9 protein-coding genes are annotated in these 7,705 nt (G+C 63.6%); 4 read left to right on the top strand and 5 right to left on the bottom strand.

Annotated features, from left to right (window positions below):
- Positions 1 to 192: 192 nt before the first annotated feature.
- The gene (locus JOY50_RS17090; protein ID WP_132844708.1) at positions 193 to 573 is read right to left on the bottom strand and encodes a hypothetical protein; all 381 of its coding nucleotides are present in this window, start codon (positions 571 to 573) and stop codon (positions 193 to 195) included.
- A 113-nt stretch (positions 574 to 686) separates the two neighbouring features.
- Positions 687 to 1,859: an MFS transporter gene (locus JOY50_RS17085; protein ID WP_138736940.1), complete on the bottom strand. Its 1,173-nt coding sequence runs from the start codon at positions 1,857 to 1,859 to the stop codon at positions 687 to 689.
- 106 nt (positions 1,860 to 1,965) lie between these two features.
- Here JOY50_RS17085 and JOY50_RS17080 point away from each other — a divergent pair, with 106 nt between their 5' ends.
- On the top strand, positions 1,966 to 2,850 hold the full coding sequence (locus tag JOY50_RS17080; RefSeq protein ID WP_243055563.1) for a LysR family transcriptional regulator: 885 nt from the start codon (positions 1,966 to 1,968) through the stop codon (positions 2,848 to 2,850).
- A 122-nt stretch (positions 2,851 to 2,972) separates the two neighbouring features.
- Here JOY50_RS17080 and JOY50_RS17075 read toward each other — a convergent pair whose 3' ends face one another.
- Entirely contained in the window at positions 2,973 to 3,722 is a 750-nt protein-coding gene (locus JOY50_RS17075) for a 3-oxoacyl-ACP reductase family protein (protein ID WP_243055562.1), read from the bottom strand.
- A gap of 118 nt (positions 3,723 to 3,840) precedes the next feature.
- Between JOY50_RS17075 and JOY50_RS17070 the strand changes: the two genes are divergently transcribed.
- Positions 3,841 to 4,779: a LysR family transcriptional regulator gene (locus JOY50_RS17070; protein WP_138736937.1), complete on the top strand. Its 939-nt coding sequence runs from the start codon at positions 3,841 to 3,843 to the stop codon at positions 4,777 to 4,779.
- A 114-nt stretch (positions 4,780 to 4,893) separates the two neighbouring features.
- Here JOY50_RS17070 and JOY50_RS17065 read toward each other — a convergent pair whose 3' ends face one another.
- Both JOY50_RS17065 and JOY50_RS17060 read right to left on the bottom strand, forming a co-directional pair.
- Complete coding sequence (locus tag JOY50_RS17065; RefSeq protein ID WP_019473426.1) at positions 4,894 to 5,364, bottom strand: GreA/GreB family elongation factor; 471 nt, start codon at positions 5,362 to 5,364, stop codon at positions 4,894 to 4,896.
- Between the two features lie 2 nt (positions 5,365 to 5,366).
- Positions 5,367 to 5,765 carry a hypothetical protein gene (locus JOY50_RS17060; RefSeq protein ID WP_019473425.1) on the bottom strand — a complete coding sequence of 133 codons (399 nt, stop codon included), beginning with the start codon at positions 5,763 to 5,765 and terminating at the stop codon, positions 5,367 to 5,369.
- Positions 5,766 to 5,895: 130 nt separating this feature from the next.
- Here JOY50_RS17060 and earP point away from each other — a divergent pair, with 130 nt between their 5' ends.
- A complete protein-coding gene (gene earP / locus JOY50_RS17055) occupies positions 5,896 to 7,029 on the top strand; it encodes an elongation factor P maturation arginine rhamnosyltransferase EarP (protein WP_132844721.1) in 1,134 nt (377 codons plus the stop codon).
- 48 nt (positions 7,030 to 7,077) lie between these two features.
- On the top strand, positions 7,078 to 7,650 hold the full coding sequence (locus JOY50_RS17050) for an elongation factor P (protein WP_016485440.1): 573 nt from the start codon (positions 7,078 to 7,080) through the stop codon (positions 7,648 to 7,650).
- The last annotated feature ends 55 nt before the right edge of the window (positions 7,651 to 7,705 follow it).

The following is a 7,705-nucleotide window of genomic DNA, read 5'->3' as shown; positions in this document are numbered from 1 at the left end:
AGACAAGGGGGCATGCGCGGCTCCTGGATGCGCATACCTGTGCGGGCCTCTTCGCGGGTAAACCCGCTCCCACAGGGTTATCACAGAACCCTGTGGGAGCGGGTTTACCCGCGAAGAGGCCGGCACAGGCCATGAAAAAGGCGGCATCTTAGCAGCCGCCTTCAGCATAAAACGATCCAGGCCCCGCGATATTCAGCCCAGGTTGGCGGGGCGCTTGTGCTGCCGCCAGCTGTCATCGATTTTCGACCAGGTTTTGCCGTCGGTAATGGCCATGAGCTTGCGGCCATCTTTGAAGGTGGCCAGGAAGGTGGCTTCTTGCTCCTTGCCGCCCAGCCACAGCCCGGCAAGCAGCCCCACCGGCCCGGCTACCAGGGCCCCGGCCACGCCCCAGCCCAGGGCGCTGCCCAGGCTGCGGTTGGTTTCGAGGCTGGCCAACCTGAGGTCGCTGATGCGGGCCAGGGAAATCCGCTCACCCGGGGAAGGGCTGCGCGGGGTCTTGAGTGTGAGCGATCCATTGCGATACTCGCCTTCACCTTGCAAGAAATCGCCGGATTGCACCGTGAGTCTTGTCATAACGTCGTCCTGTCGGGAAAGGGCATTGACCAGCGCCTAATGAGCGCTGCACGGGCAGGCAAGTCAACGACCATGCGACGGAGGGTAGTGCGGTGCATTGTCGCCCACAGGGGCTACACGGTGTTTTTGCGGGCAGATACAAGCCACACCAGCAACGCCAGCCCGCCAATCACCAGGCCCGCTACCACAATGCCCATCCAGCCCTGGTGCTGGAACAATTGCGTGCCCAACAACGACCCCAGCGCCCCGCCAATGAAGTAGCAGGTGATATACCCGGCATTCAGCCGCGTGCGTGCCTCGGGGCGCAGGGCAATCACCGCGTTCTGGTTGCTCACGTGCACCAGTTGCACCGCCAGGTCGAGCATCAGCACGCCCAGTAGCAGGGCCAGCAACGACTGCTGGGCAAAGCCCAGCGGTACCCACGACAGCAGCAACACCACCAGGCCCACGGTAGTACCCAGCGCGCCCTTGCCGCGGTCGGCCAGCCGCCCGGCCCAGTTGGCCGACAACGCACCGGCTGCACCGGCCAGGCCGAACAGGCCAATCACTGCATCCGAATAGTGGTATGGCCCGTTGCTCAGCAGGAACGCCAGGGGCGTCCAGAACAGGGCGAACAAGCTGAACGACAGCAGGCCGAGCAGCGAGCGCAGGCGCAGCACCGGTTCTTCAATAAACAGGCGGAACACCGAGCCTATCAGCGCCGGGTATTTCAGCCCTGCATGGCTGTGGTGCTGCGGCAGGCTGCGGTACAGCGCCACGGCAGTGATCGCCATCAGCGCAGCGGCTAGCACATAGATGCTGCGCCAGCCGCCCAGTTCGGCCATGAAACCAGCAGCCGTCCGTGCCAGCAGGATGCCCAGCAGCAAGCCGCTCATCAGCGTGCCGACTGCGCGCCCACGCTGATGTGGCTCGCTGAGGGTCGCGGCCATGGGCACCAGGATCTGCGCCACTACCGAAAACAGCCCGGTCAGCGCTGTGCCCAGGAGCAGCCAGGGCAGGCTCGGCGCGCACGCACTGATGACCAGGCCCAAGGTGGCAATGGCGGTCATCACGGTGATCAGCCGGCGCTGTTCGAACAGGTCACCCAGTGGCGCCAGCAGCAACAGGCCGGCGCCATAGCTGAGCTGCGCGGCGATGACGATGCTGCCTGCGCTGGCAGTGCTCAGGCCGAACTGCTGGGCGATGCTGTGCAGCAGCGGTTGGGCGTAGTAGTTGCTGGCCACGGCCAAGCCGGTGGCAGTGGCCATCAGCAGGATCATGGCGCGGCTGAGAGTGGGGGCGTTCATGGGGTTCTCGTAGCGGGCAGTAGTAAGTGGGGGAATTATCAAGAAGTGTCAGGCATGACGCCAATGTATAGTTTTCAACTTATCCATCTTGAAAGCAGATAGATCGATGAACCTCAAGCAGCTTGAGTACGCCCTCGCCGTGGCCGATACCGGCAGCTTTACCCGTGCGGCGGAGCGTTGCCATGTGGTGCAGTCGGCGCTCAGCCACCAAGTGGCGCGGCTGGAAGCGCAACTGGCCGTAAGCCTGTTCGAACGTAGTTCGCGGCGGGTGCGCCTGACGCCTGCCGGCGAGGCCTTTGTGCTTAGCGCGCGGCCGGCGGTGGAAGCGGCCCGGCGCATTGCCGATGACGTGGCGGCGGCATGCGGACAGGTGCGCGGGCGGCTGGCGATTGGCGAAATCAGCTCGCTCACGGCGCTGGACCTGGTCGACCTGCTGGCGGTGTTCCACGGTCGTTTTCCGGATGTGGATGTGCGCTGGATCACGGCCAAGAGCGAATTGCTGATCGCCGACGTGGTCGAGCGGCGCCTGGACGTTGGCTTCATTGGCCTGTGGCAGGGCGAGGTGGTGCAGGGCGTGCAGCATCGTTTGCTGGCCAGGGAAGAACTGGTGGCGTTGTTGCCGGTTGATCATCGGCTGGCCGGCCGCGGGCAGCTGGCGCTGGCCGACCTGGCGGGTGAAGTGCTGGTGGACTTCCCCGAAGGCACCGGGGCGCGGCGCCAGACCGATGAGGCGTTTCAGGCAGCGGGTTTGCAGCACAAGGTGCAGTTCGAGATCGGGCATGTGCGCCTGGTGGAAAAGTTTGTACAGCGGGGCATGGCGGTGGGCCTGGTGCCGGAACGAGTGGCCCAGGGCATCGACGGTGTGGCGGTGGCGCGGTTGGTGGATGCGCCGGTGCGGCACCTGTATGCCGTGTGGTCCTCCAGCCCGACGCCGGCTGCCCGGGCGTTTCTGGAGGTGATGGAACAGCGTCTGGGGTCTGGGGATGGATAAGTCGGTACCGGCCCTATCGCCGGCAAGCCAGCTCCCACAGGATCACCTCGGGCCTTGAACCTGTGGGGTTCCTGTGGGAGCTGGCTTGCCGGCGATAGGGCCGAAACAGGCAACCCATCAAATCAAGCTGCAAACCCACCATCAATCGTCAAGCTTGCCCCGGTGATGTACCCCGCGTCAGGCCCCGCCAGGTAAGCCACAAAGCTGGCAATCTCTTCCGGCTCGCCATACCGCCCAATCGCCATCAACGGGATCAGGCTCTCGGCGAATTCGCCACTGGCGGGGTTCATGTCGGTGTCCACCGGCCCTGGCTGTACGTTGTTCACGGTAATGCCCTGTGGCCCCAGGTCTCGGGCCATGCCACGGCTCAGGCCAACCAGCGCCGACTTGCTCATGGCATAAGGCGCACCGCCGGCAAAGGGCATGCGCTCGGCGTTGGTGCTGCCAATATTGATGATGCGCCCGCCCGGGCCCATGTAGCGTGCTGCGGCCTGGCTGGCGACAAACACGCTGCGCACGTTCACCGCCAGCATGCGGTCGAAGTCGGCCAGGTCGAATTCGCTCACCGGTGCCACCGTCAGCACGCCGGCGTTATTAACCAGGATATCCAGCCTGCCGAAGGCCTTCACGGCGTCATCCACCGCCAGTTGCACGGCGGCGGCGTCGGCGCTGTCGGCCCGCAGTGCCAGGGCTTTGCCACCGTTTTCGGTAATTTCGCGGGCCAGTGCTTCTGCCGGGCCGGCGGAGCTGACATAGGTGAAGGCCACCTGTGCACCTTCGCGGGCCAGGCGCCGCACGATGGCTGCGCCTATGCCGCGGGAACCGCCCTGAACCAGGGCCACTTTGCCTTCGAGTGACTGTTGCTTGGACATGCTGATCTCCTGCTGGAAGCCAGGCCGAAATGCCTTGGATGGGCAAAGTATCGGCGCTTGATTACCTGCTGATAAGATGGCAATCACTATCAGCAGAGTAAACCTTTGGTTGCTAATCATGGCCGTGGAATCGTTCAACGCGTTGGAATGCTTCATCCGCAGTGCCGAGGTGGGCAGCTTTGCCGAAGCTGCCAGGCGCCTGAGCATTACCCCCGCCGCCGTCGGCAAGCACGTGGCTCAGCTGGAGGCGCGCCTGGGCGTGCGGTTGTTCCAGCGTAGTACCCGCAAGCTGACCCTGACTGAGGCGGGGCAGCGTTTTCTGGGTGAGGTCAGCGACAGCTTCCGTACTATCCAGTACGCCGTGGCCAACCTGGCCAGCGCCGAAGGCCAGCCGGCCGGGTTGTTGCGGGTGAGCATGGGCACCGTGTTCGGGCGCTTGTATGTGTTGCCCTTGCTGGGCGAGTTTCTACGCCGCTATCCGGCGATTACCCCGGATTGGCATTTCGACAACCGCCAGGTCGACCTGATCGGTCAGGGCTTCGATGCAGCCATTGGCGGTGGTTTCGATCTGCCGCCGGGGGTGGTAGCGCGCAAGCTGACCCCGGCGCACCGGGTGCTGGTGGCAGCGCCGGCCTATCTGCAGCAGCACGCGCCGATTGAAGAGCCGCAGGTGCTGCAGCGGCACGATGGCATCCTGATCCGCTCGCCGCAGACCGGGCGGGTGCGCTCGTGGCCGTTGACCAGCCGCTGGCAGGCGCAGCAGCCGATGCAACTGCGCCAGGCGATGACCATGAGCGATTCGGACGCGGCGTGCGCGGTGGCCGAGCAGGGGCTGGGGATTGCCCTGGTGAGCCTGCCGTTTGCCGTGCCGTACCTTCAGGGCGGCCGGCTGCGGCGGGTGTTGCCGGACTGGTACGTGGATGACGGGCATATCAGCCTGTACTTCGCCGAGCACAAGCTGATGCCGGGCAAGACCCGGGCGTTTATCGATTTTGTGGTGGAACAGTTTGCCGAACAGGGGTTGGCGGGGCGGTTCGATGCCTTGCAAGCCCTTTAAATGTGTATTGCCTGACTGGGCCCTATCGCCGGCAAGCCAGCTCCCACAGGTTTACCCCAGGCCTGAATACTGCGGGGTCCCTGTGGGAGCTGGCTTGCCGGCGATAGGGCCCGGTCAGGCAATACCTGTAATGAACAATGCCTGCGCCCCCAGTCTCACCTCATCATCCACCCGCTTGCCCATCAATTGTTGCCCCAGCGGTGAGCGCGGGGTAATCACAGTCACCAACTCATCCCCCTCGCCAATCTTCAGCCCCGCCGCCTCCGGCCCGAGGAACAACCGGCGCGGGTTACCTTCCTCATCCTCCAGGCTTACCAGGTTGCTGATCTGCACCCCGCGCGCCGGGTCATGGTCGCGCAGCAGCAGTTGCTGGTAGATCAGCAGCGCCTGGCGGATTTCGGCGCTGCGGCGGGCCTGGCCGGTGGCCAGGTACGAGGCTTCCAGGCCCAGGGTGTCGTACTTGTTTTCGGCAATGTTCTCTTCGGCGGTGGCGGCTTCGTAGGCGCTTTGCGCTGCGCGGGTGAGCACGTCCAGGTCATGCTCGAGGGTGGCGACGATCTGCGCCAGCAGGCGGGTCTTGTCCATGGTCAGTAGCAGAACTCCAGCACGTTGGCCTGGCTTTTGTCGGTGGGTGCGGTGCGGTTCTGCTGCATCCAGAACTGGCATTTGGGGCTGTTGAGGTTGCGCGGGTTGCCTTGGGCGGCCTCGGCGGCCTGTTGCAGTTCTTGTTTGCGCAGCATGTCCTTGTAGCGGTCGAACATCTCGGCCTGAGCATCTTGCGCCGGCGCCTGCGCCGAGGGAGCGGCAGGCCGGTACACGCTGGGGGCCACGGCTTGGGCCAGCGGCTGCACCTGCTGGGGCCACAGTTGCAGCGCCAGCCACAGGCTCGCGGCAATGGCCACGGCGCCCAGCCACAGGCCAAAGGCAACGCATACAATCAACGGCAGCGGCTTGAGGGTGATTTTGAGTTCACGATGGCGGGCCATGGCAGCCTCCTGGCAGGGTAGGTCGGGATGCATTGTCGCATGCGCCCGGGCATTTTTCCGTGTGGGTGCTTTTGTCGGCGACAATTTATCCGCAGAATTCGCGGTTTTTGCACCAGAACGGGAGGGGCGGATGAAAGCCACCTGGGACATTTTCTGCAGTGTCGTCGATAACTACGGCGATATCGGCGTGACCTGGCGCCTGGCCCGGCAATTGGTGGCTGAGCATGGCTTGGCGGTACGCCTGTGGGTAGACGACCTGAACGCGTTCACGCCCATGTGCCCTGGGGCGGATGCCAGCGCTGCGCAGCAGTGGCAGCACGGTGTGGAGGTGCGTCAGTGGCCGGCGGCCTGGTTGCCGGTGACGCCTGCCGATGTGGTGATCGGTGCCTTCGCGTGCCAGTTGCCGGCGGCTTACGTAGAGGCAATGCGTGCCCGCGCCACGCCGCCGCTGTGGCTGAACCTTGAATACCTCAGTGCAGAGGACTGGGTAGAGGGTTGCCATGGTCTGCCTTCGCCGCAGCCCAACGGCCTGCGCAAAGTGTTTTTCTTCCCGGGCTTTACCGAGCAAACCGGCGGCCTGCTGCGCGAGGGCTCGCTGCTGGCGCGGCGTGACGCATTCCAGCAGTCGGCCGGGGCGCGCCAGGCTTTTTTGCAGGGGCTTGGTGTGGTGCCCGAGCAGGGGGCATTGCTGATTTCGCTGTTTGCCTACGAAAACCCGCAGTTGGCCAACTGGCTGGGTGCCTTGGCCGCAGCCACGCAACCGTGCCACCTGCTGGTGCCGCAGGGGCGCATTGTGGCGGGGCTGAGCCAGTGGCTTGGCGAGGCGCCTTTGCCAGTGGGTAGCGTGCACACGCGGGGTGCGCTGACCGTGCAGGTGCTGCCTTTCGTCAGCCAGGACGACTTCGATCGGCTGCTGTGGAGTTGCGATTTCAACGCAGTGCGTGGCGAAGACTCGTTCGTGCGTGCGCAGTGGGCCGGGCAGCCGATGCTGTGGCACATCTATGTACAGGACGAGAACGCCCACTGGGAAAAGCTCGAAGCGTTCCTGGCGCATTATCGACGCGGTTTGTCAGATGAAGCCGACGCCGCCCTGCTGGGGTTGTGGCGTGCCTGGAACATGAACGGCGACATGGGTCAGGCGTGGCAGGCAGCCCGCCAGCACTGGCCAGAACTGCAACAGCATGCCCGGCTTTGGGCGTTGCGACAGGCCGCTCAGCCGGACCTTGCCACAGCGCTAGTACACTTTTACCGAAATTCGCTATGATACGCGGCCTCGATTTTTATAAATCCATCCAGATTCGGATACTTCGTAATGAAAACTGGTAAAGAGCTGAAACCCGGTACCGTCCTGCGGATCGACAACGACCCGTGGCTGGTTCAAAAAGCTGAGTTCACCAAGTCGGGCCGTAACAGCGCGATCATGAAGACCAAGCTGAAGAACCTGCTGACCGGCTACAAGACCGAAACCGTATACGGTGCGGACGACAAGCTGGACGACGTGATCCTGGATCGCAAAGAAGCGACCCTGTCGTTCATCAGCGGTGACACATACACCTTCATGGACACCACCGACTACACCATGTACGAGCTGAACGCCGAAGACATCGAGGCCGTTCTGCCGTTCATCGAAGAAGGCATGGAAGACATCTGCGAAGCTGTGTTCTTCGAAGACCGTCTGGTATCGGTAGAGCTGCCGACCACCATCGTGCGTAAGGTTGCCTACACCGAAGGTTCGGCTCGTGGCGACACTTCGGGCAAAGTCATGAAGCCTGCCAAGCTGGCAAACGGTACTGAACTCAGCGTTGCTGACTTCATCGAAATCGACGACCTGATCGAAATCGATACCCGCGAAGGCGGTTCGTACAAAGGCCGTGCCAAGAAGTAATTCTTCTTGCAATGTGCACAAAAAACCCGGCCTCGGCCGGGTTTTTTGTGCCTGC

Source organism: Pseudomonas sp. BP01, from assembly GCF_022760795.1.
Classification (GTDB): Bacteria; Pseudomonadota; Gammaproteobacteria; order Pseudomonadales; family Pseudomonadaceae; genus Aquipseudomonas; species Aquipseudomonas putida_Q.
The sequence above is the reverse complement of the archived record's forward strand: the minus strand, read 5'-3'. Positions and strand labels throughout refer to the sequence as shown.

Excerpts from the sequence above, each read along its gene's own strand:
- JOY50_RS17090 (WP_132844708.1), bottom strand. The coding sequence starts at position 573 with ATGACAAGACTCACGGTGCAATCCGGCGATTTCTTGCAAGGTGAAGGC.
- JOY50_RS17085 (WP_138736940.1), bottom strand. The coding sequence starts at position 1,859 with ATGAACGCCCCCACTCTCAGCCGCGCCATGATCCTGCTGATGGCCACT.
- JOY50_RS17080 (WP_243055563.1), top strand. The coding sequence starts at position 1,966 with ATGAACCTCAAGCAGCTTGAGTACGCCCTCGCCGTGGCCGATACCGGC.
- JOY50_RS17075 (WP_243055562.1), bottom strand. The coding sequence starts at position 3,722 with ATGTCCAAGCAACAGTCACTCGAAGGCAAAGTGGCCCTGGTTCAGGGC.
- JOY50_RS17070 (WP_138736937.1), top strand. The coding sequence starts at position 3,841 with ATGGCCGTGGAATCGTTCAACGCGTTGGAATGCTTCATCCGCAGTGCC.
- JOY50_RS17065 (WP_019473426.1), bottom strand. The coding sequence starts at position 5,364 with ATGGACAAGACCCGCCTGCTGGCGCAGATCGTCGCCACCCTCGAGCAT.
- JOY50_RS17060 (WP_019473425.1), bottom strand. The coding sequence starts at position 5,765 with ATGGCCCGCCATCGTGAACTCAAAATCACCCTCAAGCCGCTGCCGTTG.
- earP (WP_132844721.1), top strand. The coding sequence starts at position 5,896 with ATGAAAGCCACCTGGGACATTTTCTGCAGTGTCGTCGATAACTACGGC.
- JOY50_RS17050 (WP_016485440.1), top strand. The coding sequence starts at position 7,078 with ATGAAAACTGGTAAAGAGCTGAAACCCGGTACCGTCCTGCGGATCGAC.